24 protein-coding genes, 1 tRNA gene and 1 pseudogene are annotated in these 25,868 nt (G+C 66.7%); 12 read left to right on the forward strand and 14 right to left on the reverse strand.

Annotated elements, in window-relative coordinates; translation table 11 throughout:
- Window positions 1-204 precede the first annotated feature (204 nt).
- The 3 genes from DIE17_RS26180 to DIE17_RS26190 form a co-directional block, all read right to left on the reverse strand.
- Window positions 205-1,578, reverse strand: a complete 1,374-nt coding sequence (locus DIE17_RS26180) for a hypothetical protein (RefSeq protein WP_124522111.1) — start codon at window positions 1,576-1,578, stop codon at window positions 205-207.
- 185 nt (window positions 1,579-1,763) lie between these two features.
- A tRNA-Ser gene (locus DIE17_RS26185) sits at window positions 1,764-1,857 on the reverse strand.
- 111 nt (window positions 1,858-1,968) lie between these two features.
- Entirely contained in the window at window positions 1,969-3,222 is a 1,254-nt protein-coding gene (locus tag DIE17_RS26190) for an aspartate kinase (protein WP_040144529.1), read from the reverse strand.
- On the opposite strand from DIE17_RS26190, the pseudogene DIE17_RS38440 reads away from it, so the two are divergent.
- Window positions 3,205-3,442 (forward strand): annotated as a pseudogene (locus DIE17_RS38440) (hypothetical protein); the annotation flags it as partial. The gene DIE17_RS26190 and the pseudogene DIE17_RS38440 overlap by 18 nt on opposite strands.
- Before the next feature lie 122 nt (window positions 3,443-3,564).
- On the opposite strand, the gene tilS reads toward DIE17_RS38440, so the two are convergent.
- From tilS to cysS, 4 genes are all read right to left on the reverse strand, one after another.
- The gene (gene tilS, locus DIE17_RS26195) at window positions 3,565-4,971 is read right to left on the reverse strand and encodes a tRNA lysidine(34) synthetase TilS (RefSeq protein WP_124522113.1); all 1,407 of its coding nucleotides are present in this window, start codon (window positions 4,969-4,971) and stop codon (window positions 3,565-3,567) included.
- 43 nt (window positions 4,972-5,014) lie between these two features.
- On the reverse strand, window positions 5,015-5,986 hold the full coding sequence (locus tag DIE17_RS26200) for an acetyl-CoA carboxylase carboxyltransferase subunit alpha (protein ID WP_006478433.1): 972 nt from the start codon (window positions 5,984-5,986) through the stop codon (window positions 5,015-5,017).
- Window positions 5,987-6,085: 99 nt separating this feature from the next.
- Window positions 6,086-6,955, reverse strand: coding sequence for a DNA-3-methyladenine glycosylase family protein (locus DIE17_RS26205; RefSeq protein ID WP_124488283.1), 870 nt, complete (start codon window positions 6,953-6,955; stop codon window positions 6,086-6,088).
- Between the two features lie 43 nt (window positions 6,956-6,998).
- The gene (gene cysS / locus DIE17_RS26210; protein ID WP_044847975.1) at window positions 6,999-8,396 is read right to left on the reverse strand and encodes a cysteine--tRNA ligase; all 1,398 of its coding nucleotides are present in this window, start codon (window positions 8,394-8,396) and stop codon (window positions 6,999-7,001) included.
- 234 nt (window positions 8,397-8,630) lie between these two features.
- Between cysS and DIE17_RS26220 the strand changes: the two genes are divergently transcribed.
- The 4 genes from DIE17_RS26220 to DIE17_RS26235 all read left to right on the forward strand — a co-directional run bounded on the left by DIE17_RS26220 (window position 8,631) and on the right by DIE17_RS26235 (window position 11,375).
- Window positions 8,631-9,353, forward strand: coding sequence for a tetratricopeptide repeat protein (locus DIE17_RS26220; RefSeq protein WP_185500418.1), 723 nt, complete (start codon window positions 8,631-8,633; stop codon window positions 9,351-9,353).
- Between the two features lie 39 nt (window positions 9,354-9,392).
- Window positions 9,393-9,968, forward strand: a complete 576-nt coding sequence (locus DIE17_RS26225) for a peptidylprolyl isomerase (protein ID WP_012364186.1) — start codon at window positions 9,393-9,395, stop codon at window positions 9,966-9,968.
- An 88-nt stretch (window positions 9,969-10,056) separates the two neighbouring features.
- Window positions 10,057-10,548, forward strand: a complete 492-nt coding sequence (locus DIE17_RS26230; protein WP_006483987.1) for a peptidylprolyl isomerase — start codon at window positions 10,057-10,059, stop codon at window positions 10,546-10,548.
- Between the two features lie 26 nt (window positions 10,549-10,574).
- Window positions 10,575-11,375, forward strand: coding sequence for a UDP-2,3-diacylglucosamine diphosphatase (locus tag DIE17_RS26235; protein ID WP_044847977.1), 801 nt, complete (start codon window positions 10,575-10,577; stop codon window positions 11,373-11,375).
- A gap of 48 nt (window positions 11,376-11,423) precedes the next feature.
- Here DIE17_RS26235 and cysE read toward each other — a convergent pair whose 3' ends face one another.
- The 3 genes from cysE to DIE17_RS26250 form a co-directional block, all read right to left on the reverse strand.
- Window positions 11,424-12,197 carry a serine O-acetyltransferase gene (cysE, locus tag DIE17_RS26240; protein ID WP_044847978.1) on the reverse strand — a complete coding sequence of 258 codons (774 nt, stop codon included), beginning with the start codon at window positions 12,195-12,197 and terminating at the stop codon, window positions 11,424-11,426.
- Between the two features lie 328 nt (window positions 12,198-12,525).
- Window positions 12,526-13,350, reverse strand: coding sequence for an RNA methyltransferase (locus DIE17_RS26245; protein WP_124522115.1), 825 nt, complete (start codon window positions 13,348-13,350; stop codon window positions 12,526-12,528).
- Between the two features lie 18 nt (window positions 13,351-13,368).
- A complete protein-coding gene (locus DIE17_RS26250) occupies window positions 13,369-13,632 on the reverse strand; it encodes a hypothetical protein (protein WP_124522117.1) in 264 nt (87 codons plus the stop codon).
- Between DIE17_RS26250 and DIE17_RS26255 the strand changes: the two genes are divergently transcribed.
- The 5 genes from DIE17_RS26255 (at window position 13,631) to DIE17_RS26275 (ending at window position 21,487) form a co-directional block, all read left to right on the forward strand.
- Window positions 13,631-14,434: an inositol monophosphatase family protein gene (locus tag DIE17_RS26255; protein WP_044847980.1), complete on the forward strand. Its 804-nt coding sequence runs from the start codon at window positions 13,631-13,633 to the stop codon at window positions 14,432-14,434. The genes DIE17_RS26250 and DIE17_RS26255 overlap by 2 nt on opposite strands.
- Window positions 14,435-14,500: 66 nt before the next feature.
- A complete protein-coding gene (locus DIE17_RS26260; RefSeq protein WP_124522119.1) occupies window positions 14,501-16,123 on the forward strand; it encodes an NAD(P)/FAD-dependent oxidoreductase in 1,623 nt (540 codons plus the stop codon).
- Between the two features lie 211 nt (window positions 16,124-16,334).
- The gene (locus DIE17_RS26265; RefSeq protein WP_124522121.1) at window positions 16,335-17,240 is read left to right on the forward strand and encodes an AraC family transcriptional regulator; all 906 of its coding nucleotides are present in this window, start codon (window positions 16,335-16,337) and stop codon (window positions 17,238-17,240) included.
- 334 nt (window positions 17,241-17,574) lie between these two features.
- The gene (gene mutS / locus DIE17_RS26270) at window positions 17,575-20,232 is read left to right on the forward strand and encodes a DNA mismatch repair protein MutS (RefSeq protein WP_124522123.1); all 2,658 of its coding nucleotides are present in this window, start codon (window positions 17,575-17,577) and stop codon (window positions 20,230-20,232) included.
- Window positions 20,213-21,487 carry a hypothetical protein gene (locus tag DIE17_RS26275; RefSeq protein WP_124522125.1) on the forward strand — a complete coding sequence of 425 codons (1,275 nt, stop codon included), beginning with the start codon at window positions 20,213-20,215 and terminating at the stop codon, window positions 21,485-21,487. The genes mutS and DIE17_RS26275 overlap by 20 nt, the downstream gene beginning before the upstream one ends.
- Here the strand turns inward: DIE17_RS26275 and DIE17_RS26280 are convergent.
- Window positions 21,467-22,009 (reverse strand): peptidylprolyl isomerase, encoded by a 543-nt coding sequence (locus DIE17_RS26280; RefSeq protein WP_044847987.1) that lies wholly within the window; start codon window positions 22,007-22,009, stop codon window positions 21,467-21,469. The genes DIE17_RS26275 and DIE17_RS26280 overlap by 21 nt on opposite strands.
- A gap of 32 nt (window positions 22,010-22,041) precedes the next feature.
- On the opposite strand from DIE17_RS26280, the gene DIE17_RS26285 reads away from it, so the two are divergent.
- Window positions 22,042-23,262 (forward strand): cupin domain-containing protein, encoded by a 1,221-nt coding sequence (locus tag DIE17_RS26285; RefSeq protein WP_124488292.1) that lies wholly within the window; start codon window positions 22,042-22,044, stop codon window positions 23,260-23,262.
- A gap of 54 nt (window positions 23,263-23,316) precedes the next feature.
- Window positions 23,317-23,562, forward strand: a complete 246-nt coding sequence (locus tag DIE17_RS38445) for a hypothetical protein (protein WP_011657350.1) — start codon at window positions 23,317-23,319, stop codon at window positions 23,560-23,562.
- Window positions 23,563-23,582: 20 nt separating this feature from the next.
- On the opposite strand, the gene DIE17_RS37550 is transcribed toward DIE17_RS38445, so the two are convergent.
- From DIE17_RS37550 to bamC, 3 genes are all read right to left on the reverse strand, one after another.
- Window positions 23,583-23,765: a hypothetical protein gene (locus DIE17_RS37550; protein WP_185500420.1), complete on the reverse strand. Its 183-nt coding sequence runs from the start codon at window positions 23,763-23,765 to the stop codon at window positions 23,583-23,585.
- 122 nt (window positions 23,766-23,887) lie between these two features.
- Entirely contained in the window at window positions 23,888-24,664 is a 777-nt protein-coding gene (locus DIE17_RS26300) for an MBL fold metallo-hydrolase (RefSeq protein ID WP_124488293.1), read from the reverse strand.
- Window positions 24,665-24,668: 4 nt separating this feature from the next.
- Window positions 24,669-25,814, reverse strand: a complete 1,146-nt coding sequence (gene bamC / locus DIE17_RS26305) for an outer membrane protein assembly factor BamC (protein ID WP_044847990.1) — start codon at window positions 25,812-25,814, stop codon at window positions 24,669-24,671.
- Window positions 25,815-25,868 lie beyond the last annotated feature (54 nt).

Raw genomic sequence — 25,868 nt, forward strand, 5'->3', positions numbered from 1 at the left:
TTTTCGTATTGTGATGCGACGCCGATCGCACGAATCGGTGCGATGCCGCATTTTTGGCCGGAAGACCGATTCTTCGGGGCGCAAGCGTGGAATGCGGGGAAGGATGAATGAGAGCGATTCAAACCTTACACGGATACTTTCATTTTTATTTCACCGGCCGCCGATCGCCGCGATCCGGAACACCGGAAATCGCGGCGCATTCCGTCAGCGCTGATGGCTCAGCCTGTCCCATACGCGCATCGTCACCGCGCGATAGTGGTTGTGTTGCGCGGGGAAATGGACGAAGCGGCTGTCGCGCGTCGCATAGACCGGCGATGACGCGAGCGACATCGCATCGACGATGTAGCGCGCGTCGATCATGCCCGCCTCCAGCAGTTCGACATAGATCGCCTGCTGGTCGCCGCCGCTCGCATAGACCGACGACCGATCGCCGATGCGCTCGATCCGCGCACATATGCGTTCGACCAGTTCGCGCATTGGCGCGACGTTACGCACGCCGATCATGCACGAGTTGATCGCCCAGGCCGTGTGGTCGGTGCCGATCACGAAATCGCGGCCGTCGACCACGCCGTCGACCGTCTGGCGCTGGTCGATCGCGAGGATGTCGGCGTCGACCCAGAACACGAACGCGTGATCCGGCAGATGTTCGCGAATCAGGTGCAGCTTCGCCCAGTTCGCATCGACGCCGGCCGGCAGGAGCGCGGGCGGTTCGCGATACGCGTGGTACGCATAGCCGTGTCGCGTGCAGTAGCGAACGAAGTTCTCTTCGTGAAGATCGCCGTAACCGGCGATGTGCGACGTGTGCAGGCTCACGAACGCAATGCTTGCATGCGGGTTCAGGTGTCGCGCCGGTTCGCGCGGGCGTTGCTGCGCGGTGCGCCAGTCGTCCATCGCGCTCGGCTGCTCGCCCCGCTGGACACGCGCCGCGTCGTCGACGAGCGCGAGCACGTAGCGAAAGTCGTAGTCGGGCGTCGGCGCCCATACGCCATCGATCTGCTGCCATTCGGGCGCCTGGTGCGCCACGAGCGGATGCGCGCCGACGACCGCGTCGATCGCTAGCCCGTCGCGCCATACCGTCTGGGCCGACGCGAAATGGCCGGTCGCGAGCGGCTGATCGAACGGCAGCGGCGGGAAGTGCTCGGCAAGCAGCGTCGCCTCGCATGCGTGTTGCCGCTCGGGCAGGCGCATCGCCCACTTGCCGAGCTCGACCACCAGCTTGCGCAAGCACTCGCGCACGTCGGGCACGTTGCGAAAGATCATGCCGCTCGCGGCGGGCAACGACGACTTCGAGGTCTGCGTCGTGACGATCGCGTCATAACCGTCCGCGACGGCCGGCAACGCATGCTGGCCGAACACGACCGAGAACGAATCGAGCACGAGCAGCAACGCGCCCTGCTCCATCGCGACGAGCTGCGCGATGATCGCGTGGTACTTGTGCAGCACCTGCTGGCGCTCGCCGTACACGTGCGTGCCGTCGACGATCGCGTGCCGGTAGCCGTGGGCCCGCGCGTAACGTTCGTGATTGTCGACGAGCCCGTCGACGGGACGGTGCGAAAGGATGGTCAGTACGGAATGCATGCGTGCCGGAACTCCCGATTGAGCCGCGCGAGGCGATACGCCTATTTAGCGCATGAGCGCCGCTCGAGTCGAGCATTGATTGGCTGTCCGGACGAAGCGTGGCGCCGGGCGGTGCGTGCGGAAACGACGCCGGAAAAGAAAAAGCCCCGCAAGTCCGAGAACTTGCGGGGCTTTGTCACCGCTTTTGGCGGAGACGGAGGGATTCGAACCCTCGATCCAGGTTTTGGCCCAGATGCTCCCTTAGCAGGGGAGTGCCTTCGACCTCTCGGCCACGTCTCCCAAACTTTCGCTCGCACCAGGGAGGCAGTGCGACGAGAACGAGATAATATAGGGTTTCGAACCGTGCGTCAATTTCCGTGATGCATTTTCTTCAATGCATCACGAAAAAATTCACGCGGCCTGGTCGAGTTCGAATGCCTTGTGCAGCGCGCGGACGGCCAGCTCCATGTATTTCTCGTCGATCAGCACCGAAATCTTGATTTCGGACGTCGAGATCATCTGGATGTTGATGCCCTCTTCCGACAGCGTGCGGAACATCTTGCTCGCGACGCCCACGTGCGAACGCATGCCGACGCCGACGACCGACACCTTCGACACCTTCGGGTCGCCCTGCACGCGCTCGGCGCTCACATGGCCCTGCACCTGGTTGGTGAGGATGTCCATCGCCTTCTGGTAGTCGCCGCGGCCGACCGTGAACGTGAAGTCCGTCTTCCCTTCGACGCTCTGGTTCTGGATGATCATGTCGACGTCGACGTTCGCGTCGGCGACCGGGCCGAGGATCTGATACGCGATGCCCGGCTTGTCGGGCACGCCCATCACCGCAATGCGTGCTTCGTCGCGCTGGAACGCGATGCCGGAAATGACTGCCTTTTCCATGGTCTCGTCTTCTTCAAAAGTAATCAGGGTGCCCGAGCGCATTTCTTCGTCGAGCGCAATCAGCGGATCGGTCAGGCTCGACAGCACGCGCGTCTTCACCTGGTATTTGCCGGCGAATTCGACCGAGCGGATCTGCAGGACCTTCGAGCCGAGGCTGGCCATTTCCAGCATTTCCTCGAACGTCACGCGATCGAGGCGTCGCGCCTCTTCGACCACGCGCGGGTCGGTCGTGTAGACGCCGTCGACGTCCGTATAGATCAGGCACTCTTCGGCATCCAGCGCGGCCGCGACCGCCACCGCCGACGTGTCCGAGCCGCCGCGGCCCAGCGTCGTGATGTGGCCGTCCGGATCGACGCCCTGGAAGCCCGTGATGATCACGACCTTGCCGGCGTTCAGATCGGCCTTCACGCGCTCGTCGTCGATCGAGTGGATGCGCGCCTTCGTGAACGCGCTGTCCGTCTTGATCGGCACTTGCCAGCCGGCATAGCTCACGGCCTCGACGCCGATTTCCTGCAGCGCGATCGACAGCAGGCCGACGCTGACCTGCTCGCCGGTCGACGCGATCATGTCGAGCTCACGCGGGCTCGGCTGGCTCGAAATCTCTTTCGCGAGACCGAGCAGACGGTTGGTTTCGCCGGACATCGCGGACGGCACGACCACCATCTGGTGCCCGGCCTGATGCCATTTTGCGACGCGTTTCGCGACGTTCTTGATGCGCTCGACCGAGCCCATCGAAGTGCCGCCGTATTTGTGTACGATGAGTGCCATTGTCGTTCTGAACTGGAGGAGAAGCCGCACGGGCGCGCTGGGCAGGCCGCGTTGCCGTTCGGTCACGCGGCTTGTGGCTGTGGACGGACGACGAGGGGGACGGCTGGGACGCAACACGCAAGCGTGACGGATTTTGCCCGGAAGGCCGATCAGGCCGCGCAAACCGGGTACGTCACGCGGAAAACCTGCACAAATCGCTCAAAAATCGAGCCGAGCAAACGACCGAGCGTACCCGATAGAGGCCCGCTTGACAAGCCGCTCGCCGGTTCGGCAAGCGTTCCGGCGCTGTTTACCAAATGGTGAAAACCGGCGCGCGATCGCGCGGCGGCAAGCGTGTCGCCGCTATGCGATCAGCAGGTCGGGACGCCATTCGATCCGGCGCCACGCGCCGGCATCGGCCAGCCCGTCGCCGTGATTCACGCCGAGCCGCGGCACGTAGACGAGCCGCTCGCCCGCAAACAACAGCGGCACGTCGCGCTGCCAGGCCGGCACGCCGCGCTCCTGGAACAGATTCTTCAGCGTGCGGCCCGGGCCGCCGGGCGACGTACGCAGCCGCTCGCCGCCCGCGCGGGCGCGCGCGGCGAGCGTCGCGCCGCGCAGCAGCGCCTCCGGCACCGCGCCGTCGCTGCCGGCCTCGGCCGGCGCGAACACGAACGTGCCGCGCCATGCCGGCACGCGCCAGACTTCCTGGCCGTCCCACGCGAGCGAGGATTCGGGATGCGGCGTTCCGGTGCCGTCGTCGGCCGGCTCGGCGCTGTCGCCCGCCTCCCAGTACACGGTGTCGCGATAGAGCCGCAGGCACTGCCCCGCGTGATCGACCCGCAGCGCATGCGCGTCGTGCGCGGCGCGCAGCTGCCGCATCATGTTCGCCAGCCGCCCCGCCGACGCACCGGGCAGCCCGAGCCGGCGCATCCAGAAACGCAGCAGGTTGGCGCCGCGCGTATCGTCGAACGCGACCAGCGCATCGCGCGACAGCGCGCGGCCGTCGTCGCGCGCGGCGCCGGCGAAATCCAGTTCAGCGAGATCGTCGAGCAGCCGCTGCGCGGCGGCCGCATGCTGGGCCGCGCGGCCCAGCGCATCGCGAAAACCCGGGAAATGCACGGCGAGCGCCGGCAGCACGTCGATGCGCAGCGCATTGCGCGCGTAGCGCGTGTCGCCGTTCGATTCGTCGTCGATCCACGTCAGCGCGCGCTGCGCCGCATAGCGCTCCAGTTGCGCGCGCAACAATCGCAACAGCGGCCGCACGCGCTCGACGCTTGCGCCGTCAGGCCGATAACGCGGTGCCATCGCGGCCAGGCCCGCGATCCCCGCGCCGCGCAACAGCTGAAGCAGCACGGTCTCCGCCTGGTCGTCCGCATGCTGCGCGACCCAGAGCGCGGCCACGCCGTGGCGCTCGCACATCGCGTCGAGCGCCGCATAGCGGCGCTCGCGCGCGGTCGCCTCGATGCCGAGGCCGCTGTCGCGCGGCACATCGACACGCTCCGACTCGAACGCGACGCCAAGTTGCCCGGCCGTCGCCTGCGCATGCGCGACCCATGCGTCAGCGTTCGCGCTAAGGCCGTGGTGCACGTGCAGCGCGACGCAACGCGCGGCGCCCGCCACACGCACGGCCGCGTCGAGCAGCACCGTCGAGTCGAGGCCGCCGCTGTACGCGATCGCGATGCGCGCATCGGCCGGCAGATCGGCAAGCGCAACGCCGACCGCGTCGAGGACGACACGGTCGGCGGAGAATTCGGTCGGGGGGATCACGAGCGAGACGCGCGCCGGACGGCGCGCGATGCGAACACGCCGGTCATGCGCCGGGCGTGGTTTCCTTGAACTTGCCGTAGGCCATCAGGCGCTCGAAGCGGCGCTCGCGCAGCGCATCGATGCTCATGCCCTGGAACTGGCGCAGCGAATCGGCGAGCGCACGGCGCAGCAACGCTGCCATGCCCTTCGGATCGCGGTGCGCGCCGCCGAGCGGCTCGTTGATGATCTTGTCGATCAGGCCCAGCGCCTTCAGGCGATGCGCGGTCAGGCCCAGCGCTTCCGCGGCCTCGGGCGCCTTCGCGGCGCTCTTCCACAGGATCGACGCGCAGCCTTCCGGCGAGATCACCGAGTAGGTCGAGAACTGCAGCATCATCACGGTGTCGGCCACGGCGATCGCGAGCGCACCGCCCGAACCGCCCTCGCCGATCACGGTCGTGATGATCGGCGTCTTCAGTTCGGCCATCACGTACAGGTTGCGGCCGATCGCCTCCGACTGGCCGCGCTCTTCCGCGCCGATGCCCGGGTATGCGCCCGGCGTGTCGACGAACGTGAAGATCGGCAGCCCGAATTTCTCGGCGAGACGCATCAGCCGTTCGGCCTTGCGATAGCCTTCCGGACGCGGCATCCCGAAGTTGCGCGCGGCGCGCTCCTTCGTGTCGCGGCCCTTCTGATGGCCGATCACCATGCACGGATGGCCGCCGAAGCGCGCGAGGCCGCCGACGATCGACAGGTCGTCCGCGAACGCGCGGTCGCCATGCAGTTCGTGAAAATCGGTAAACAGTTCCGCAACGTAATCGAGCGTGTACGGACGCTGCGGATGCCGCGCGATCTGCGAGACCTGCCACGGCGACAGGTTCGCGTAGAGGTCCTTCGTCAGTTGCTGGCTTTTCTTCGACAGCCGCTCGATTTCTTCCGAAATATCGACAGCCGAGTCGTCCTGCACGAATCGCAGCTCTTCGATCTTGGCCTCGAGTTCGGCGATCGGCTGTTCGAAATCCAGAAACGTGGTCTTCATGTGTTCGAATCCTTGGGTCTTGCGGCAGCGCGTATTCTACCCGCGCGGGCGACGTGCAAAACCGGCTCTCAACTATTGATGTTTAAAACCCGATAGCCGTCAATCGGCGTCGGCGTCCGGTGCGTCGAGGCTGCGCCACATGTACCAGGTCGCGACGGTACGCCACGGCTCCCAGTTGGCGGCCACTTCACGCGCCTCGCTGCGCGTTACGGGCTCCCCGCTGAAGTAATTGACGCTGATCGCGCGGATCAGACCCGGATCGTCGAGCGGCAGCACGTCCGGCCGCGACAGGTTGAAGATCAGGAACATCTCGGCCGTCCAGCGGCTGATGCCGCGGATCTGCGTGAGTTCCGCGATCACGTCCTCGTCGTCCATCGACGTCCATTTGTCGACGTGCAGCGCGCCCGACACGAAGTGTTGCGCGAGATCGAGAATATATTCCGTCTTGCGCTTCGACAGCCCGCACGCGATCAGCTTGTCCGCGCCGAGCCGGATGACCGGCTGCGGTGCGAGTTTCGGACACGCATCCTCGATGCGCGCCCACAGCGCCTGCGCGGACGGAACCGAGATCTGCTGGCCGACGACCGAACGCGCGAGCGTGACGAACGGGTCGCCGCGCTTCACGAGATGCGCGGGGCCGAACTTCGGGATCAGCTTCTTCAGGATGCGGTCGCGCTTGACGAGATCGGCGCTCGCTTTATCCCAGTACGCGGGACGCACGACGCCATCGGCGCCGTCGACTGCCGCATCGGCTGCCCGCACCTTGCGGGCCGCGTCGGCGGCCGCCATCGCGACCTCCGGCTGCGCCGCGTCCACGCCCTTCGCGCGCGCGGGCTTTGCATGACCGTTGAGCGCGCCGTTCGGCACGGCGCGCGTCGCGTCCGCCTTCGCCGCTGGCGCGCGCTTGGCTGCCGGACGCGCGGCGAGCGGAGTCGCACGCCTGACCGGCGCTTTTCTGGCCGTTGCCATCCTGCCTCCTACCTGACGGATCGGTCAGTGGAACGCATCGCGCTCATACGCGACGCCATTCGGTCGATCCGCCCGGTTTGTCTTCAAGTGCGATACCGGCGTCGAGCAGTTCCGCCCGAATCCGGTCCGCTTCGGCATAGTCCTTCGCTTGCTTCGCCGCGACACGCGCGGCGATCTTCGCTTCGATTTCGTCGGCTGCGAGCCCGCCCGCCTGCGCGGCACCGGTGCCCTGCTGCAGGAACGCGCGCGGTTCGCGGCCGAGCAGGCCCAGGAGGCCCGCCAGTTGTTTCAGTTGCCGCGCGAGCGATGCATCGCGCGTGCGATTGACTTCACCCGCCAGTTCGAACAGCGTCGCCACCGCGACCGGCGTGTTGATGTCGTCGTTCATCGCAGCCGCGAAACGCTGCGCGTGCGGCTCGTTCCAGTCGAGCGCGAGCGTGTCGGGCTCGACATCCTTCAGCGCCGTGTACAGGCGCGTGAGCGACGCGCGCGCGTCGTCGAGATGCACGTCGCTGTAGTTGAGCGGCGACCGGTAGTGCGTGCGCACGATGAAGAAGCGCATGACCTCGGCGTCGTACCGTTCGAGCACTTCGCGGATCGTGAAGAAGTTGCCGAGCGATTTCGACATCTTCTCGTTGTCGACCTGCACGAAGCCGTTGTGCATCCAGTAGTTGACGAACGTCTGGCCGGTCGCGCCTTCGCTCTGCGCGATCTCGTTCTCGTGGTGCGGGAATTGCAGATCCTGCCCGCCGCCGTGGATGTCGAAATGCTCGCCGAGCAGCGTGCAGCCCATCGCCGAGCATTCGATGTGCCAGCCCGGCCGGCCCATCCCGTACTTCGATGCCCACGACGCACCGTCGGGCTCGTCCTCCTTCGCGCGCTTCCACAGCACGAAGTCGAGCGGATCCTGCTTCGCATCGTTTGCGGCAACGCGCTCGCCCGCGCGCAGGTCGTCGAGCGACTTGCCCGACAGCTTCCCGTAGTTCGCGAACTTGCGCACCGAATAGTTGACGTCGCCGTCGCTCGCCTGGTACGCGTAGCCGTTCGCCTCGAGCTTCTCGATCATCCCGAGCATCTGCGGAATGAACTGCGTCGCGCGCGGCTCGATGTCCGGACGCTGGATGCCGAGCGCCGCCTCATCCTCGTGCATCGCGCCGATGAACCGGTCGGTCAGCGACTTGATCGTCTCGCCGTTCTCGACCGCGCGGCGGATGATCTTGTCCTCGATGTCGGTGATGTTGCGCACGTACGTGACCCGATAGCCGATCGCACGCAGCCAGCGCTGGACGAGGTCGAATACGACCAGCATGCGCGCGTGGCCCACGTGACAATAGTCGTAGACGGTAATCCCGCATACGTACATCCGCACTTCGCCTGACTGGCGCGGCACGAAAACTTGCTTGTCACGCGCGAGCGTGTTGTAGATGCGCAGTGATTCCATAGAGATGAACCGTGAGCCGAAGGAAACCGCCCTGGCGAAGCTCGCCCAGCATGCGAAACGGACGGACCACCTGCTGCGGCTCGCCGCCGCGCGTCCTCGATATCACATGGGGCGGTCAGGCTGCAAGCACAGCGGTGACGGCCACGAGAGGCAAAGAAAGACTGTCTGCCGCTCGCCGGAACGCGCAGACGTTTTGTTAGAATGGCTCGGAGTATAACATTCCGATTTACGCCTATGAAACCTCATCGCGGCCGCGCGCCGAGCGCTGCGACCCTCGTTGCGACCGCCGTCATGGGCGTCGCACTGACGCTGTTCGCGGCCCCCGCGGCGCATGCGCAGAAGGCCCCGGCCACCGCCGACGGCACGCCCGAAATCGACGCGTCGATCTCCGGCAAGCAATGGAAACAGGCGCTCGCGCAACTCGACGCGCGCATCGCGGCGAATCCGCACGACGTGCAGGCGCAGTTCAAGCGCGGCACCGTGCTCGCCCGCCTGAACCGCGACGACGACGCGATCCAGCAGTTCGTCGCGATCACGCAGGCCTACCCCGAACTGCCCGAACCGTACAACAACCTCGCGGCGCTCTACGCGAAGCACGGCCGCTACGACGAAGCGCGCAGCGCGCTCGTCACCGCGACGCAATCGAACCCGAGCTACTCGCTCGCGTACGAGAACCTCGGCGACCTCTATCTGCGCCTCGCAGCCGAATCGTACAAGCGCGCGCAAGCGCTCGGCCGCACGAGCGGCGCGACCGCACAGCGCCTCGCCGACCTGCAGAAGATCGTGTCGCCGCCGAAGCCGGCCGCCAACGCGCGCGGCGTCACGCCGGCCACGCGCGCATACACCGATCGCGCCGCCGCAAACGTGAGCACCACCACGCTGCCGATGTCGCCGACGTTCCAGTTCAACGGTCCGTCCGGTGCGCTGGCAGCGCCGTACGTCGCGCCGTCGCAGTAAGCGGCGCAACCTCCCCTCCCTCCCAACCTGAGGATCGCAATGAAACGTCTGTTGCTGGCGCTTGGCGGCGCCGCCCTTCTCGCGACCGCGCCCGCGTTCGCGCAATCGGCCACCGCGCACCCCGTCGTGCAGCTGAAGACCTCCCAGGGCGACATCCGTGTCGAGCTCTACCCGGAGAAGGCGCCGAAGACGGTCGCCAACTTCCTCGACTACGTGAAGGCCGGCCAGTACAACGGCACGATCTTCCATCGCGTGATCAAGGGCTTCATGATCCAGGGCGGCGGCTACAAGACCAACTTCGAGGAGAAGCCGACCCGCGCGCCGATCCCGCTGGAAAGCCGCAATGGTCTGAAGAACCTGACGGGCACGATCGCGATGGCGCGTACCAGCGATCCGAACTCGGCCACCGCGCAGTTCTTCATCAACACGGTCGACAACAGCGGCCTCGACTACCCGAACCCGGACGGCAACGGCTATGCGGTGTTCGGCAAGGTCGTGTCGGGCCTCGACGTCGTGAAGAAGATCGAAGGCGTGGCGACGACCTCGCGCGGCCCGATGCAGGACGTGCCGGCCCAGCCGGTCCTGATCGAATCGGCCAGCATCGTTTCGAAATAAGCACCTGCCGGCACGTCCGGCGCCACACGCGGCCGCGTCGCACGACCGGCCGCGTGCCATTTAAACCGCCTCACCGAAGGAATTCATCATGGTTGAACTGCACACGAACCACGGCGTGATCAAGCTCGAGCTGGACGCCGCGAAGGCACCGAAGACGGTCGAGAACTTCCTCAACTACGTGAAGAAGGGCCACTATGACGGCACGGTGTTCCACCGTGTGATCAACGGCTTCATGATTCAAGGCGGCGGCTTCGAGCCGGGCCTGAAGCAGAAGCCGACCGACGCGCCGATCGACAACGAAGCGAACAACGGCCTGAAGAACGACAACTACACGATCGCGATGGCGCGCACGAACGATCCGCACTCGGCGACCGCCCAGTTCTTCATCAACGTGAACGACAACGATTTCCTGAACCACTCGTCGCCGACGCCGCAGGGCTGGGGTTACGCTGTGTTCGGCAAGGTTGTCGAAGGCCAGGATGTGGTCGACAAGATCAAGGGCGTCAAGACGGGCAACGCGGGCTTCCACCAGGACGTCCCGACCGACGACGTCGTGATCGAAAAGGCCGTGGTGGTCTGACCCACAGCCGTTACGGAGGCACTTCGATGTTGCAGGAGAGTCCGCCGCGAAGCGTCTCCGCGGGCGTGCCGGGCGAGCGCGAATACGCGCAAGCCGCACGCCCGTTCCTGTTTCTCTCCGATCTGCACCTGAGCGAGGCGATTCCGAAGACGGTCGCCGCGTTCGAGCATTTCGTGAAATACACGGCCGACAGCGCCGACTCGGTGTTCATCCTCGGCGACCTGTTCGAATACTGGATCGGCGACGACGTGCTCGACCACGATCCGTTCGCGGCACGCATGGCCGCGCTGATGCATACGTTCTCGGAGCGCGGGATCGCGCTTTACGTGATGCACGGCAATCGCGATTTCCTGCTCGGCCGGCGCTTCATGAAGGCGGCCGGCGCGATGCTGCTGCGCGACCCGGCGCTGATCACGTCGTTCGGCCAGCGCATCGTGCTCACCCACGGCGACGCGCAATGCACGGCCGATCGCGGCTATCAGATATTTCGGCGGTTTGCCCGCAATGGCGTCGCGCAGGCGCTGTTTCTCGCGTGGCCGTTCCGCTGGCGCCGCGCGCTCGCGCAACGGATGCGTTCGAACAGCGAAGCGGGCCGGATGCGCCCCGCTTCGGCGATCTACGATGTCACGCGTGAAGGCATCGCCGCGCTGTTCCGGAAGAGCCGTGCGAGCGTGATCATTCACGGCCACACGCATCGCCCCGCGCGCCACCTCGAACCGGGCGGGATTCGCTGGGTACTGCCCGACTGGGATCTCGACCACGGCATGCCGCGCGGCGGCTATCTGCGCGTCGACGCCGAAGGCATCCACGCGATGCCGCTCGACTGACGCGAGCGACACGGCCGCAGCTGCCGGCGGCCGCCGGCACGCGCCGCGTTACGCCTGGCGCTCGACCGCCTTGCCTTCCAGCACCGCCGACAGCCTGCGCAGATCGAGACGCGCCGCGTCCGCGCCCTGCAGCGTTTCCAGATGCGTGCCGAGCTGCTCGAGCGCCGCGACGATTTCGTCGACGCGCCGGCTTTCCTTCGCCGCGTGGTCGATCAGGCCGTGAATCGCGAGCGACATCGGGTCGTCCGCGTTCGGCGTGATCCCGTACGCGCAGAACGCGGCGCGCTCGGGCTGCGGCTTCGGTTGCGCCGGCATCACGATGCGCGCCGGATTGCCGACCGCGGTGCCGCCTGCCGGCACCGGCTTCACGACGACCGCGTTCGAACCGATCTTCGCGCCCGCGCCGACGGTGAAACCGCCGAGCACTTTCGCGCCCGCACCGACGATCACGCCGGCCTCGAGCGTCGGATGGCGCTTCGCGCCGCGCGTGAGCGACGTGCCGCCGAGCGTCACGCCCTGATAGATCGTGCAGTCGTCGCCGACGATCGCGGTTTCGCCGATCACGACACCCATCCCGTGATCGATGAACACGCGCCGGCCGATCGTCGCGCCCGGGTGGATCTCGATACCCGTCAGGAAACGCCCGGCCTGCGACGCGAAGCGTGCGAGCCAGTAGCGCTTCGCGCGCCAGCACGCATGCGCGAAGCGATGCAGCACGAGCGCGTGCAGCCCCGGATAACAGGTCAGCACTTCCCAGGCACTGCGAGCGGCGGGATCCCGCTCGCGAATCGTCGCAACGTCTTCGCGCAGTCTGGTGAACATGATCGGGTCTGGGCTGGGGAAAAGGCCGGCACGCCCGCCGGCAACGGCCGGTCGTTATCGCGCCGGGTAATTTGCTTATGATGTCCGGCGATTGTAGGGCCACTCGCCCGCGGCCGCACAGCGTCGCGCGTTCACCCCGTCAGCGGCGCGGGTATTCGCGCGGGACGCCCATCGTGGCCAGGTAACGCGGTTATGCGCGTCATGCGGTCATCCGGTGGCCGGGCACGGACCGGGCACCCCCGTCGCGGCGGCCGATGCGACACGCCGGCTGCAGGCGGAGCGCATCCGCCGAACGCATGAGCGCCCGGCCGCGGCGTACTTCGGCCGCTTACGCGTCGCCTTCGGGCGTGCCGGACTTCAGCAGGATGTGCTTCGCGATGCCGCGCAGGATGTTGACCTCCTCGCGCTCGAGGCCGGTGCGCGCGAACAGGCGCCGCAGCCGCGGCATCAGCTTCTTCGGGTTGCGCGGGTCGAGAAAATCGAGCGCGACCAGCGCATTCTCGAGGTGCGCGTACATCCGCTCGATCTCGTCGCTCTGCGCGAGCGTGCCGACCTCGGGCTGCGCGTCGCGCGGCGACTCGCTCCCCTGCTCCAGGAACGCGACACGCAGTTCATACGCGAGCACCTGCACGGCCTGCGCGAGGTTCAGCGAACTGTAGGCCGGATTCGCCGGGATATGCGCGAGCGCGCTGCACTGCTCGACGTGCTCGTTCGCGAGGCCCGTGCGTTCGTTGCCGAACACGAGCGCGATGTCGCCGGTGCCGACCTGCGTGTGCGCCTGTTCGGCGGCCGCGCGCGGCGCAAGGCGCGGCGGTCCGTATTCGCGCGTGCGCGCGGTCAGCGCGATCGACCAGTGGACGCCGGACAGCGCGTCGCCGAGCGTGGGCACGACGTGCGCGGACGCGAGGACGTCGTCCGCGCCGCTCGCCATCGCGATCGCCTCGGGGTCGCTCTGCACGTGCGGCACGCGCGGCGCGACCAGGACGAGCCTGGAGAAACCCATCGTTTTCAGCGCGCGGGCGGCCGCCCCGACATTGCCGGGATGGCTCGGCTCGACGAGCACGAAACGGGTGGAAGTGAAGCCGCCGGACAGCGGCGGGGACGAAGCCGCGCCCGATTCGGACGGCACGGCGGGGTTCTGCGGGGTTTCCACTACATACGACTCGGTTCGTCAGAATGGCAGTATGGTATCGCCATCGCCCCGGCAAACCCACTCGTCCGGACGGCCAGTGGGGTTTCCCCGCATCCCGGTCACCTGAAACTCCCGAAAATCGGCTAAAATCATGCGTTTACGCGCCGCGCCCCGTGCGACGCGGGTCGTACCCTGCTCTTTGTCAATTCGCGTCTCATCTCGCCCGGCACGTTTTGCGCCGTTCCGGGCGGTGTGTTCCACTTCGTGGCGGCCCGTGCCGCCGGCTACAGGATCCAGGCTCATGCATCCCATGCTCAACATCGCTGTCAAGGCTGCGCGCCGCGCCGGACAGATCATCAACCGTGCCTCCCTCGACCTCGACCTGATCGAGATCCGCAAGAAGCAGCAGAACGACTTCGTCACCGAAGTGGACAAGGCCGCCGAAGAGGCGATCATCGAGACGCTGAAGACCGCCTACCCCGACCACGCGATCCTCGCGGAAGAATCGGGCGAATCGGAGAACGAATCCGAATTCAAGTGGATCATCGATCCGCTCGACGGCACGACCAACTTCATCCACGGCTTCCCTTATTACTGCGTATCGATTGCGCTCGAGCACAAGGGCGTCGTCACGCAGGCCGTCGTCTACGATCCGAACAAGAACGACCTGTTCACGGCCACCCGCGGCCGCGGCGCGTACCTGAACGACCGCCGCATCCGCGTCGGCCGCCGCGACCGCCTGGCGGACGCGCTGGTCGGCACGGGCTTCCCGTTCCGCGAGAAGGACGGCCTCGACGCCTACGCGCGCCTGTTCACCGAAATGACGCAGGCCTGCACGGGGCTGCGCCGCCCGGGCGCGGCCGCACTCGATCTCGCGAACGTCGCGGCCGGCCGTCTCGACGCGTTCTTCGAGCAAGGCATCAACGTGTGGGACATGGCGGCGGGCAGCCTGCTGATCACCGAAGCCGGCGGCCTCGTCGGCAACTACACGGGCGACGCCGATTTCCTGCATCGTCATGAGATCGTCGCGGCGAATCCGAAGATCTACGCGCAGATGATCCCGATCCTGAACCGCTACAGCTACATGCATCCGGCAGCGGAGTAAATCCGCGCCGCGCCCGCGCCCGTCTCAACACCGCCACGACTTCGTGGCGACCGTATCCGAATATTCATGTTACGGCTAAGCGAACTTAAACTCCCGCTCGACCACCCCGAGAGCGCCCTCGAAGCCGCGATTCGCGCGCGCCTCGCGGAGCTTGGCGTGGCGGCAGACGGGCTCCTCCGTTACACGGTGTTCCGCCGTGCGCACGATGCGCGCAAGCGCTCCGACATCAAGCTCACGTACATCGTCGATGTCGAGGTCAAGGACGAAGCGGCCGTGCTTCCGCGACTCGCCGGCACGCCGCATTGCGGCGTGACGCCCGACATGGCGTACCACTTCGTCACGAAGGCGCCCGAGCACGGCAACTTCCTGCGCCCGGTCGTCATCGGCATGGGGCCGTGCGGCCTGTTTGCGGGGCTGATCCTCGCGCAGATGGGTTTCCGCCCCATCATCCTCGAACGCGGCAAGGCCGTGCGCGAGCGCACCAAGGACACCTTCGGCCTGTGGCGCAAGAGCGTCCTCAATCCCGAGTCCAACGTGCAGTTCGGCGAAGGCGGGGCCGGGACGTTTTCCGACGGCAAGCTGTACAGCCAGATCAAGGATCCCCATCACTACGGCCGCAAGGTGCTCGACGAATTCGTCAAGGCCGGCGCGCCGGAGGACATCCTCTATCTGAGCCGGCCGCACATCGGCACGTTCCGCCTCGTCAGCATGGTGGAAAAGATGCGCGCGACCATCCACGAACTGGGCGGTGAAGTGCGCTTCGAAACCCGGGTCGAGGACATCGAGATCGATCAGGGCAAGGTGCGCTCGCTGACGCTGTCGAACGGCGAAACGCTCCGGTGCGATCACGTGGTGCTGGCCGTGGGCCACAGCGCACGCGACACGTTCCAGATGCTGCACGATCGCGGTGTGTATGTCGAAGCGAAGCCGTTCTCGCTGGGTTTCCGGATCGAACATCCGCAGGGGCTGATCGATCGCAGCCGCTTCGGCAAGTTCGCGGGCCACAAGCAGCTCGGCGCGGCCGACTACAAGGTGGTTCATCACTGCAGCAACGGACGCGCGGTCTACAGCTTCTGCATGTGCCCCGGCGGCACGGTGGTCGCGGCGACCTCCGAGCCGGGCCGCGTGGTCACCAACGGCATGAGCCAGTATTCGCGCGCCGAGCGCAACGCGAACGCGGGCATCGTCGTCGGCATCACGCCGGAGGACTATCCGGGCGGCCCGCTCGCGGGCATCGCGTTCCAGCGCAAGTGGGAAGAACGCGCGTTCGAACTCGGCGGCGGCGATTACAGCGCGCCGGGCCAGCTGGTCGGCGATTTCATCGCAGGACGGCCGTCGACGTCGCTCGGTTCCGTGGTGCCGTCGTACAAGCCGGGCGTGCGCCCGACCGACCTCAGCACCGCGCTGCCCGACTACGTGATCGAAGCCATTCGTGAAGCGCTGCCGCAGATCGACAAGAAGATCGCCGGCTTCGCGATGCACGACGCGGTGCTCACCGGCGTGGAAACGCGCACGTCGTCGCCGATCCGGATCCGGCGCAAGGACAATTACCAGAGCGTGAACGTCGAAGGGTTGTATCCGGCCGGTGAAGGCGCCGGGTATGCCGGCGGCATCTATTCGGCAGCCATCGACGGTATCGAGGTCGCGCAGGCGGTGGCGCTCGATCTGATGTCGGCGCACGCGTCCTGATATTGCCCGTCAGGCCCGGCGCACGAAGGTCCGTGCGCCGGGTGATCCAGCAGTATCTGCGCCCTGCCTGACAAGGTTCGCCACGCGAAGCTACCCCCTCTTTGCGATGCGCCGCGGCCATTAGTGGTCAATGTGCCGAACACGGCCGATGCCAGGCCAAATTTCGCTTTGGTATACTCCGCGGCCGAATTCTCCACGTTTCCACGAATCCATGACCGCCGCACAGTCGGACAACGTGTCATCTGATTTCATGCCGGCCGACCTCAGGCAAAGCGTGGTCACGCAGACGCTGCCGCACGCCCAGGTCGGCATCAGCCGACTGCAGACATCTCGTAGAAATATTGGCCGAACCGCGCCATACGAACTTGAAGACGCCGATCTCATCGTGTTGCAATTGCGCGCGTTCGGCGAACAGGAATTGTGGCTTGACGGACGTGTTGCTTGTTTCGTCCCCTATGACGCAGGGACCGTCACGATTCACGACCTCGATCGCAGCTGGGTTTCCGACCTGAAGGGGGCGTTCGACTGCATCCATTTTCACCTCCCGCGCCGAACGCTGGAGGAGACAGTCGATGAAATCGGTGGCAGGCAGCGGCCCCAGCTTTACTTGCCGCCGCATTTGAGTGCGACGGATCCGGTCATCCATCGCCTGGGCCAAGCCCTGCTCCCCGCCCTGGCGCGGCCCGAGCACGCATCCCAGCTGTTCGTCGACCACGTCGCGCTCGCCTTCCAGACGCATGTCGCGCGTCTGTACGGCGGCATCGGCGAGCGGCGGGAGAAGTCGACCGGCAAACTCACGGCGTGGCAGGAGCGCGTGGCGAAAGGCTTTCTGCTCGAACACCTTACCGGCAACATCTCGATCGCCGATGTGGCGAAAGCGTGCGGCCTGTCTCGTGGCCACTTCGTCAAGGCCTTTCATCAGACCACCGGGTTACCGCCCCATCGCTGGCTGATCAATCAGCGCATCGAACGCGCAATGATGTACATGCGCACATCGTCGATGCCGCTGCAAATGATCTCGGATGCATGCGGCTTCGCCGACCAGAGCCACTTCACGAGAACATTCACGCGCGTGACCGGTATTACGCCGCGTCGTTGGCGCATGGACAACGTTTGAGGAGGGTGGCCGACGCGGCTCTTGCGAGTCACATGAGCATCCGACCGACGGCCGCACCTGCAAAGTGACGGCAGTCAGCTGCACCGCACGAGATCGAATGACCGATATCGGCCATCAATCCGGTCGGTGCATGGACGACCGACGTCCCGCTTACGGTCAACGGCCCCGTATTGAGATGATCCACAATCTCGATGCCGACGCCGAGAAGCGGAAATTGCCTGCGCGGAACTACCCCCCTCGTCGCCGGCAACTAGCCGAACGGCGAACTTCGCGCGTGCACATGGAAGCGACTGGTAAACTCGGGCAACCAAAGCAACAACTTCCTGCCTGACCTATGACCACGCTGTCGCCCGAAGCCTTCGCCGGCCATACTCCGATGATGCAGCAGTACCTGCGCATCAAGGCCGATCACCCCGACACGCTCGTCTTCTACCGGATGGGCGACTTCTACGAGCTGTTCTTCGAGGATGCGGAGAAAGCCGCGCGCCTGCTCGACCTGACCCTCACGCAACGCGGCGCCTCGGCCGGGACGCCGATCAAGATGGCCGGCGTCCCGCATCACGCGGTCGAACAGTATCTGGCGAAGCTCGTGAAGATGGGCGAATCGGTCGCAATCTGCGAGCAGATCGGCGACCCCGCCACGTCGAAGGGGCCAGTCGAGCGCAAGGTCGTGCGCGTCGTCACGCCCGGCACGCTGACCGACGCGGCACTGCTGTCCGACAAGAACGACGTCTACCTGCTCGCGATGTGCACGGGCCACAACAAGCGCGGCGTCGCGGTCAACATCGGCCTCGCGTGGCTGAACCTCGCGAGCGGCGCACTGCGGCTCGCCGAGATCGAACCCGACCAGCTCGGCGCCGCGCTCGAACGCATCCGGCCAGCCGAAATCCTGACGGCGGACGGCGCGACCGACGCCGTGCCCGCGGGCGCCGGCGCGATCAAACGCGTGCCGGCATGGCACTTCGATATCGCATCGGGCACGCAGCGCCTGTGCGACCAGCTCGACGTCGCGGGCCTCGACGGCTTCGGCGCGCATTCGCTGACGAGCGCATGCGGAGCCGCCGGCGCACTGCTGCTGTACGCGGCCGCCACACAGGGTCAGCAATTGCGTCACGTGCGCAGCCTGAAGGTCGAGAACGAAACCGAATACATCGGGCTCGATCCGGCGACGCGCCGCAACCTCGAGTTGACCGAAACGCTGCGCGGCACCGAATCGCCGACGCTGTACTCGCTGCTGGACACCTGCTGCACGACGATGGGCAGCCGCCTGCTGCGTCACTGGCTGCATCATCCGCCGCGCGCGTCGGTCGCCGCGCAATCGCGCCAGCAAGCGATCGGCGCACTGCTCGACGCACCGGCGAACGCGAGCCTCGACGCACTGCGCAGCGCGCTGCGCCAGATCGCCGACGTCGAACGGATCACCGGGCGGCTCGCGCTGCTGTCCGCGCGGCCGCGCGACCTGTCGAGCCTGCGCGACACGTTCGCCGCGCTGCCCGCGCTGCGCGAGCGCATCAGCGCGATCGTCGCGAACGCGGATGCGCTTGCCCGCGTCGACGCGGCGCTCGCGCCGCCCGCCGAATGCCTCGACCTGCTGACCAGCGCGATCGCCCCCGAGCCGGCCGCGATGGTGCGCGACGGCGGCGTGATCGCGCGCGGCTACGACGCGGAGCTCGACGAACTGCGCGACATCTCCGAGAACTGCGGGCAGTTCCTGATCGATCTCGAGGCGCGCGAGCGCACCCGCACGGGCATCGCGAACCTTCGCGTCGAATACAACAAGGTGCACGGCTTCTACATCGAGGTCACGCGCGGCCAGACTGACAAGGTGCCCGACGACTATCGCCGCCGCCAGACGCTGAAGAACGCCGAGCGCTACATCACACCCGAACTGAAGACCTTCGAGGACAAGGCGCTGTCCGCGCAGGAACGCGCGCTGGCCCGCGAGCGCGCGCTGTACGACGGCGTGCTGCAGGCGCTGCTGCCGTTCATTCCGGAGTGCCAGCGCGTCGCGTCGGCGCTCGCGGAGCTCGACGTGCTCGCCGCGTTCGCCGAGCGCGCCCGCACGCTCGACTGGGTCGCGCCTGCCTTCACCGACGAAATCGGCATCGAGATCGAACAGGGTCGCCACCCGGTCGTGGAAGCGCAGGTCGAGCAGTTCATCGCGAACGACTGCCGGTTCGGCGCCGAGCGCAAGCTGCTGCTGATCACCGGCCCGAACATGGGCGGTAAGTCGACCTTCATGCGGCAGACGGCGCTGATTGCGCTGATGGCGTACGTCGGCAGCTACGTGCCCGCGAAATCGGCCTGCTTCGGCCCGATCGACCGGATCTTCACACGGATCGGCGCGGCCGACGATCTCGCCGGCGGACGCTCCACCTTCATGGTCGAGATGACCGAAGCCGCGGCGATCCTGAACGACGCGACACCGCAGAGCCTCGTGCTGATGGACGAAATCGGCCGCGGCACGTCGACGTTCGACGGCCTCGCGCTCGCATGGGCCATCGCGCGTCACCTGCTCGCGCAAAACGGCTGCTACACGCTGTTCGCGACGCACTACTTCGAGCTGACGCAGCTGCCGGCCGAATTCCCGCAAGCGGCCAACGTCCATCTGTCGGCCGTCGAGCACGGCCACGGCATCGTGTTCCTGCACGCGGTCAACGAAGGCCCGGCGAACCAGAGCTACGGGCTGCAGGTCGCGCAACTCGCGGGCGTACCGGCGCCGGTGATCCGCGCCGCGCGCAAGCATCTCGCGTATCTCGAACAGCAGTCGGCCGCCCAGCACACGCCGCAGCTCGACCTGTTCAGCGCGCCGCCCGCCGCGGCCGAGGAGCTCGCGTGCGCGGATGCGCCGGCGCCGGCCGACGCCCCGCATCCGGCACTCGAAAAGCTGCGCGACATCGATCCCGACGACCTCAAGCCGCGCGAGGCGCTCGACCTGCTGTACGAACTGCGCACGCTCGTCCGCTCGCACGATGTCGACGGGCACGCGTAAACGCCTCCCGTCGGGCCGGCCGGCCCGCGCCGCCGCAGCCGCACTGATCGCGGCGACGCTCGCGCTCGTGCAGGTGAGCACGCTCGCGGCGCCGCCCAAGCGTGCCGCCGCCCCCTACTCGTTCGCGATCGTGTCGGGCGTCATCAACGCGCCGGCCGACGAGCCGGCCGCGCAGCGGCTGTTCGAATCGATCGCGCGCGAGCGCAATCTGGCCTTCGTCGTCTATGCGGGCGACCTCAAGGGTGCGAAGGAAGCGTGCCGCGACACGCTGTACACGCAGCGCGGCGCGATCCTGGACGCATCGCGCGTGCCGCTCGTGTTCATTCCCGGCCACGACGACTGGGCAACGTGCAACACGGCGGCCGGCGGCAGCTACGATCCGGTCGAACGCCTGGACTTCCTGCGCCAGACGCTGCTGGCGGACGCCGCGCTGCCCGACGCCGGCGCGCTGCAGATCACCCGCGAAAGTGAAGTCGCGCGGTTCCGGCCGTATCGCGAAAACGCGCGCTGGATGCATGACGACGTCGTCTACGTCGCGCTGAACGCACCGGCGCCGAACAACCACTATCTGACGGCCGGCGGCCGCAACGGCGAATTCGAGGACCGCATCGTCGCGAACGGCTTCTGGATCGACCACGCGGCCGAATACGCGAAGCGGCGCGAAGCGCGCGCCATGGTGGTGATGTTCGAAGGCGATCCGCAGTTCGATCGCTACGAGCGGACCGAACGCTTTGCGTGGTTGCGTTTCAACCGGCCGCGCGTGCGCGACGGCTTCCGTGAACTGAAACGAACGCTGGTGAAGGCGGCGGCGACATTCCGCGGCCCGATTCTGGTGATGCACGCGAGCAGCGAGCCGCTTGCGAATGGTTTCCTGATCGATCGCCCGCTGCATGCGGACGACGGTGTGCTGGTGGGAAATGTGACGCGTGTCGCGATCGGACCGCGTCAGCCGGCGAATCAGTGGGTGAAGGTCAACGTGTCGCCGGCACGGCAGACGATCTTCAACGTGAGCCTGCAGGACGTGCCGAAGAATCTGCCAACCCCGCCCGCGCTGCCGGTCGTGCCGCGCGACGAGGTCCCGCTGCCGCAGATGCCGGAGATCCCGGCCTTGCCGGCCCTGCCCGACTCGTCGTCGGTCGCGCCGCCGCTGCAGGGCGACGGCACGACGCCGGGCGGCGCCTCGTGGCCCGCGCCGCCCCCTGCCTCGGGGCCGGCGCCCGGCCTGCCCGCCAGTTCAGTGCAGGGTGCGCCCTGACGGTGCGTCGCCGTCCTCGTCTTCGTCCTCGTCGACGATTTCGAGGCCTTCCGCGCCGTGCGCGTGCTCATGCTCGATCTCGTCCTCGGTCGCTTCGCGAACGTCCTTGACCGTGAGCGCGAAACGCAGCGCCATGCCCGCGAGCGGGTGGTTGCCGTCGAGCACGACCTTGTCTTCGGCGATGTCGGTGACCGTGTAGATCAGCGAATCCACTTCCTCGTCGCCGTCTTCCGGCGTGCCTTCGAACTGCATGCCCACTTCGATCGGCTCGGGAAAACGATCGCGCGGCTCGATCTTCACGAGTTCGGGATCGTAGTCGCCGAACGCGTCCTGCGGCTCGAGCTGAACCTGCGCCTGGTAACCGGGCTCCTGGCCGTCGAGCTGTTCCTCGATCTTGGGGAACGTGCCATCATAGCCGCCGTGCAGATAAACCATCGGCTCGTCGCTTTCCTCGATCAGATTGCCTTGCGCATCCGACAGCTTGTAAGCGACCGACACGACGGTGTTTTTTGCGATTTTCATCCAATTCTCCCAAATACAAGTCTCATTATACGATGCGCAACCGGTCTCAAGCCGAACCGCGGGATGCCGCTGACGCCCCGCTCGGCGCGCCGCCTTCCGATCTTCCCACGCCGCTGCTCGGCGGCCTCTCGCCGGCGCAATTCATGCGCCGCTACTGGCAGAAAAAGCCGCTGCTGATCCGCCAGGCGATCCCCGGCGTGAAGCCGCCGGTCACGCGCGACGCATTGTTCGAGCTGGCAGCCGACTATGACGCCGAATCGCGGCTGATCACCCATTTTCGTAACAAGTGGCAACTTGCGCACGGCCCGTTCGAGCCGGGCGCGCTGCCGGCCATCTCGCGCAAATCCTGGTCCCTGCTCGTGCAGGGGCTCGACCTGCACGTCGACGCGGCGCGCGCGCTGCTCGACCGCTTCCGCTTCATCCCGGACGCGCGTCTCGACGACCTGATGATTTCGTACGCGACGGACGGCGGCGGCGTCGGCCCGCACTTCGACTCGTACGACGTATTCCTGCTGCAGGTCGAAGGCCGGCGCCGCTGGCGCATCGGTGCGCAGAAGGACCTGTCGCTGCAGCCGGACGTGCCGCTGAAGATCCTCGAGCATTTCGAGCCGAGCGACGAATGGGTGCTCGAGCCGGGCGACATGCTGTACCTGCCGCCGCACATCGCGCACGACGGCGTAGCGGAGGGCGAATGCATGACCTGCTCGATCGGCTTTCGGGCGCCGTCCGCCGGGGAGCTGGGCGCGCAATTCCTGTACTACCTCGCGGAACGCGGCGGCCTGCGCGACGAGCGCGGCGACGCGCTCTACCGCGACCCCAAGCAGCCGGCCGTCGACACCCCCGCGCAACTGCCGCCGGCGATGGTCGAGCGCGTCGCCGAGATCGTCGAGGCAATCCGCTGGCGCAAGCGCGACGTCGCCGAATTCCTCGGCTGCTACCTGAGCGAGCCCAAATCGAACGTCGTATTCGAGCCGCCGGCGCGGCCGCTGTCCGAGGCCGCGTTCGTCGCGCAGGCATCGCGCCGGGGCGTGCATCTCGACAGACGCGCCGCATTGATGTATAACGCGCGATCGTACTTCATTAATGGCGAGGAACAACCGCTCGAGCAAGCCGGCGAATGGCTGCCCGAACTGGCCAATCTCCGCCACATGGAGGCGAAACGGTTTGTAACACTATCCCGGGCTCCCTCGATGACAGCCTTGCTGCACGAATGGTATTGTGCGGGCTGGCTGCGGGTCGGATACCGGATTTAGTGGGCCGCCCCGTATGCCCGTGCAGATCAAATTCTGTATGGGAAAGACAACGTATTGACCCCGCATTTGTCGACGGTCGATAGGAAAGTGCATATAATTTCCGCCCAAGCCGTAGGGAAGATTCACGCTCTAGAAGTGCGTCTCCACCAGCGGCCCAGGTCGGTGTTGGAGCACATTACCGGTATTGTTTCGCGCTGTTGCTTACCTTTAACCATAAAAGGACGTGATCATGAAGAAATCCCTCCTCGTAGCTTCCCTGTTGGCTGCTGTTGCACTGGCTGCTTGCAACAAGAGCGCTGATCAAGCTGCTTCGTCGGCTGCTAGCGACGCATCGGCTGCTGCTTCGTCGGCTGCTTCGGCAGTTGCTGGTGCTGCGAGCGACGCTTCGGCTGCTGCTTCGTCGGCAACGGCTGCTGCGAGCGACGCAGCTGCTGCTGTGGCGTCGGCTGCTTCGGCAGCGACGGCTGCTCCGGCTTCGGGCGCAAGCCAGTAAGCCTCAGCATCAGCTGAAAAAAAACCGGCCCTTCGGGCCGGTTTTTTTACGTCTGTCGGTTTCGCGCATCGCACCCGGCAGGCAAGCAGGCCAAGCCGCCGCCCGCCCCTTCCCGCGCCGCTCTGCGCCCGCTCAACCGAGCGTCAGCCAGTCGAAGCCCGCGTCCTGCGTGGCCACGACCACGTCCTCCCCGTCCGTTCCCAGCACGCCGGCAAACGCCTGGCGGGCCAGCTCGGGCCGGTTGTTCTGCTGGCTCAGGTGCGCCGCGACCAGATGCTGGAGGCGACTGCGTTCGAGCGATGCGAGGATGCCGGCGGCGGCGTCGTTGCTCAGGTGACCATGATTGCCGCCGATCCGCGCCTTCAGCGACTGCGGATAGCGGCTCCCGGCGAGCATCGCGGTATCGTGGTTGGATTCGAGCACCAGCGCGTCACAGCCGCTCAGGACGGTCGTGATGTGCGGCGTGGCCATGCCGACGTCGGTCAGCACGCCGAGCCGGCGACAGCCATCCATGAAGACGAACTGGAGCGGTTCCCGCGCGTCGTGGGGCACCGTATAGGGCATCACGGCCAGATCGCGTATCGCGGCCGTCTCGTCGCCCCACAACACGTGGAGATCGACATCGGCCTCGTCCGCGCCTACTGCGCGCGCCGTGCCCCAGCTCATGTAGAGCGGCAGCGACCCGCGCCGCGCGAGCGTCAGCGCGCTGCCGACGTGGTCGCTGTGTTCGTGGGTGATGAGGATCGCATCGAGATCGTCGATGCCGAGATTCAGGCGGCCGAGGCGGCGCTCGACCTCCTTCGCAGAAAAACCGCAGTCGAGCAGCACGCGGGTGGTCGTCGTGCCGCTCGACACCTCGACGACCAGCGCGTTGCCTTCGCTGCCGCTACCAAGGCTGGCGAAGCGCACGCGGTCAGTTCAGCTGGGCCTGCAGCAGCGAAATGAGCCGCTGCGCATCCGACGAGTTGTCGACCTGGCCGTTCGCGTCGACCACCGCGACCTGCGTGCCGCCATTGCCCTGCGCGCGCACGTTGACCAGGTATTCCTTGCCCGGCTTGGCCGCCGACGGGCCGCCGTAGAACAGCTTGCCGAACAGCCCGTCGCGCTTCAGCTCTTCCATCGTGTTCGCGTAGCGGACGGTGTACAGGCCCTTCTCGCGGTCGCGATTGTCGACCGCGAAGTTGGTACGGTCGAGCGCGAGACCGACGCGCAGCCACGCGCGGTCGAACGATTCCGCCAGCTGCAGCGTCGCGGCGCCGCCGCTCGTGTCAGCGACCTTCGCCGGCGCCGTCGCGGGACGTGCATCGGTCAGCAGCTGCTTCGCCTGCGCGTCGCTCAGGCCGAACTTCTGCATCAGCTTCGACAGGAACACGGCCTCGAGCACCGGGTTGCGCGGACGCTCTTCCCAGCGCGACGACGTGCCGCCCTGCGGACCGACCATCATTTCTTCCATCGCGCTGTGCGTGATCGAGATGTCGGTGTTGCCGTCCGGCGTGCGGTTCACGAGCGTGCGGAAACGGTCGCGCGTGCCCGACGAATACGCGAAGTCGATGACCTTGCCGATCGTGCGGCGGAACCAGTCGTCAGGAATGTTCGCGCGGTTCTCGGCCCAGTCGGTGGCCATGATGCCGGTCGACGGCGCGTCGGTCTTCAGCGAGAAGCCGTTTTCCTGCCAGAACTCCTTCAGGATCGGCCACAGCTGCTCGGGCGTGCGCCCGTCCACGACGAGCCAGCGGCGATCGCCGTCGCGCTCGATATGCATGCCGAGCGGATCCTGCGCGCTCGGGACACCGTCGGTCGCGTTGCCGGAGGCCGTGGTCGCCCGCGGCGGCAGCGTGCCGAGACCGGCATTGCTCGGCGGCGCGACGAACTGCTGGGTCGTCGGCACCGGCTTCAGGTCGCTCGGCACCGCGAGCGGCGGCGCCGAACCCGTGTTCTTGTAGTTGACCCGGTCAGGAGCCAGATAATCGTTCAGCGTATCGCAGCCGGCGAGCGCGCCCAGCGCCAGCGCCACCACCGAAACCTGGATGGCGCGAGAGGAAAAGGCGAAACGTTTCATGAAATCCTTCGTCTTGCTAGAACGCTCGTCAGGAGCGGCGCCGGACGGAGCCGG

It is taken from the genome of Burkholderia sp. Bp9099, from assembly GCF_003857805.1.
In the GTDB taxonomy this organism is placed as follows: domain Bacteria; phylum Pseudomonadota; class Gammaproteobacteria; order Burkholderiales; family Burkholderiaceae; genus Burkholderia.

Coding starts and splice junctions, on each gene's coding strand:
- DIE17_RS26180 (WP_124522111.1), bottom strand. CDS start 1,578: ATGCATTCCGTACTGACCATCCTTTCGCACCGTCCCGTCGACGGGCTC.
- DIE17_RS26190 (WP_040144529.1), bottom strand. CDS start 3,222: ATGGCACTCATCGTACACAAATACGGCGGCACTTCGATGGGCTCGGTC.
- DIE17_RS26200 (WP_006478433.1), bottom strand. CDS start 5,986: ATGAAGACCACGTTTCTGGATTTCGAACAGCCGATCGCCGAACTCGAG.
- DIE17_RS26205 (WP_124488283.1), bottom strand. CDS start 6,955: ATGGCAACGGCCAGAAAAGCGCCGGTCAGGCGTGCGACTCCGCTCGCC.
- cysS (WP_044847975.1), bottom strand. CDS start 8,396: ATGGAATCACTGCGCATCTACAACACGCTCGCGCGTGACAAGCAAGTT.
- DIE17_RS26220 (WP_185500418.1), top strand. CDS start 8,631: ATGAAACCTCATCGCGGCCGCGCGCCGAGCGCTGCGACCCTCGTTGCG.
- DIE17_RS26225 (WP_012364186.1), top strand. CDS start 9,393: ATGAAACGTCTGTTGCTGGCGCTTGGCGGCGCCGCCCTTCTCGCGACC.
- DIE17_RS26230 (WP_006483987.1), top strand. CDS start 10,057: ATGGTTGAACTGCACACGAACCACGGCGTGATCAAGCTCGAGCTGGAC.
- DIE17_RS26235 (WP_044847977.1), top strand. CDS start 10,575: ATGTTGCAGGAGAGTCCGCCGCGAAGCGTCTCCGCGGGCGTGCCGGGC.
- cysE (WP_044847978.1), bottom strand. CDS start 12,197: ATGTTCACCAGACTGCGCGAAGACGTTGCGACGATTCGCGAGCGGGAT.
- DIE17_RS26255 (WP_044847980.1), top strand. CDS start 13,631: ATGCATCCCATGCTCAACATCGCTGTCAAGGCTGCGCGCCGCGCCGGA.
- DIE17_RS26250 (WP_124522117.1), bottom strand. CDS start 13,632: ATGAGCCTGGATCCTGTAGCCGGCGGCACGGGCCGCCACGAAGTGGAA.
- DIE17_RS26260 (WP_124522119.1), top strand. CDS start 14,501: ATGTTACGGCTAAGCGAACTTAAACTCCCGCTCGACCACCCCGAGAGC.
- DIE17_RS26265 (WP_124522121.1), top strand. CDS start 16,335: ATGACCGCCGCACAGTCGGACAACGTGTCATCTGATTTCATGCCGGCC.
- mutS (WP_124522123.1), top strand. CDS start 17,575: ATGACCACGCTGTCGCCCGAAGCCTTCGCCGGCCATACTCCGATGATG.
- DIE17_RS26275 (WP_124522125.1), top strand. CDS start 20,213: ATGTCGACGGGCACGCGTAAACGCCTCCCGTCGGGCCGGCCGGCCCGC.
- DIE17_RS26280 (WP_044847987.1), bottom strand. CDS start 22,009: ATGAAAATCGCAAAAAACACCGTCGTGTCGGTCGCTTACAAGCTGTCG.
- DIE17_RS26285 (WP_124488292.1), top strand. CDS start 22,042: ATGCGCAACCGGTCTCAAGCCGAACCGCGGGATGCCGCTGACGCCCCG.
- DIE17_RS37550 (WP_185500420.1), bottom strand. CDS start 23,765: ATGCTGAGGCTTACTGGCTTGCGCCCGAAGCCGGAGCAGCCGTCGCTG.
- bamC (WP_044847990.1), bottom strand. CDS start 25,814: ATGAAACGTTTCGCCTTTTCCTCTCGCGCCATCCAGGTTTCGGTGGTG.